Source organism: Stenotrophomonas sp. STEN022, from assembly GCF_056760155.1.
Map to the genome: position 1 here is coordinate 1 of NZ_JBRREG010000191.1, position 1,727 is coordinate 1,727.

The following is a 1,727-nucleotide window of genomic DNA, read 5'->3' on the forward strand; positions in this document are numbered from 1 at the left end:
CATCTCTGTTCTTTTTAGATCCTCTCCCCACCACCCCCCCCCTTCCACCCGTGTTCTCTGCGGGTCCCCCACCCCCCCAACAACCCACACCACCGCCAGCTCAGGCGATCGCTTCGGCATAGCGGCAGGACAGCAGTGCCTTGATCAGGAAATCGACCTGGCTGGTTTCGCGGGCGTCCACCCACATCACCGGCAGGCGGTGGCCTTCGCCGGCCAAGGCGTTGCGGAATTCGCTGAAACTGAAATCAGGCTCGCGGTCCTGGCAGGTCACGCCCACGGCAAAGCAGGCATCCGGTGCCAACGCACGGAAACGCTCCAGCAGTGTCAACGTACTTGGCAGCGCGCGCGGGTTGAGTGCGCTCACAAGTACGATCACGCCAATTGCGCCTTCCGCCACGATCGGCCACATGAAATCCAGGTAGGCCTGGCCCGGCACGCCATAGACGTGCAGCAACTCACCATCACCCAGTTCAATGGAGCTGTAATCCAGCGCCACCGTCGTATGCGATTTATCCTCGAATGCTTCCAGCGCCGCTTCGTCGCTGATCGGCATTTCCGTGCTGATCGGTTCCATGTCCGAGATCGACCGGATCGCAGTCGTTTTACCCGCACCCATTTCACCGACAAAAACCAACTTGGTTGCCATAGCCGTCAGACCTGAAGCCCCTTGGAAAAATTGAGCCCGAATCGCTTGGCGATACGTGTGAAGAAACCGGACACCTTGTTGCCCGAACCCTGCACGGGTACAGCCTCGGCGCCACTGCCATCAAGCAGCCCGGTACAGGCCGCCGCGGCCATGATACGGGCAATATCATCCAGCGACGTGCCGGTCGCTTGCGCCAGTTCACCCGGTTGCCAAGGCCGTAGCATCATCGCCGCCATCGGCAGCAGCCATTGCACCGGCAGTTTACCGGTCTCGACCTCGGGCCAGCCGCGCAGCTGACAGGGGCTTGCGCTCTCCCGTTGCAGCAGCGGCTCCGGCGACAGCGCTGCCGCCTGCCAGCAGAAATCCTCGAATGCATGGGTGCTGACCGCGTCGGCCATGCATTCATCCACCGACTCGGCGCTGCCCAGCTGCGACAGGGTCCAACCCGGCTCGGCGGCGGCCTTGAGAAAATTTTCGTAGGGCAGATCGCGCAGCAGGGTTACCCGCGTATGCGTGGCATCGATCAGCAGCTTGACCAGGCCCATGTGCAGAAGACAGGGTTTGCCCCTGCTGCCACTCAAACTGCGGAACAGCGTGCGCGGCTTGAAACGCTCGCCACTGTCATCAGACGCCAACAGCAGCTGTCGCAACTGCTGGAAAATGTCGCGGACGCTGGCGCCATAGGCCACGCCCGGAATAGTCAGACCCGACAGCATCTTGCGCGTGACCGCCAACACCGGCAAACCCTGCTGGTTGGCCTCGCGCAGCAACTGCTGGCCATTGCTGTCATCGATGCAGGCCACCAGCAGATCCACAGGTTGGTGATTCCACTCCTGCACCTCGGCCTGGATGTACTCGGCCATCAGCAACGAGCTGGCAACCTTCAGCCGCATCATGTGCAGGACATCCAAACCCTGGCAGCCGATCACGGCGGCAGAGATTTTGCGGGCGGGTGCACTCATGGTGTCGATCAAGTCTGTGAGTCGAAGCTCTATCGGCGTGGGGGGGGGGGGGGGGGGGGGGGGGGCCGGGGGGGGGCGGTGCCAGCGCTGGGGACGTAGGGAGTTGGGAGACGGAGAAC

At 62.7% G+C, this 1,727-nt stretch carries 2 protein-coding genes; both read right to left on the reverse strand.

What is annotated here, in order from left to right:
- Positions 1 to 100 precede the first annotated feature (100 nt).
- Entirely contained in the window at positions 101 to 655 is a 555-nt protein-coding gene (locus ACVOMF_RS20855) for a GTP-binding protein (protein ID WP_481510971.1), read from the reverse strand.
- Positions 652 to 1,608 (reverse strand): hypothetical protein, encoded by a 957-nt coding sequence (locus ACVOMF_RS20860; protein ID WP_481510970.1) that lies wholly within the window; start codon positions 1,606 to 1,608, stop codon positions 652 to 654. The genes ACVOMF_RS20855 and ACVOMF_RS20860 overlap by 4 nt, the downstream gene beginning before the upstream one ends.
- Positions 1,609 to 1,727 lie beyond the last annotated feature (119 nt).

Bases quoted from the DNA above. Each gene is read 5' to 3' on its own strand.
- ACVOMF_RS20860 (WP_481510970.1), bottom strand. From the start codon at position 1,608: ATGAGTGCACCCGCCCGCAAAATCTCTGCCGCCGTGATCGGCTGCCAG.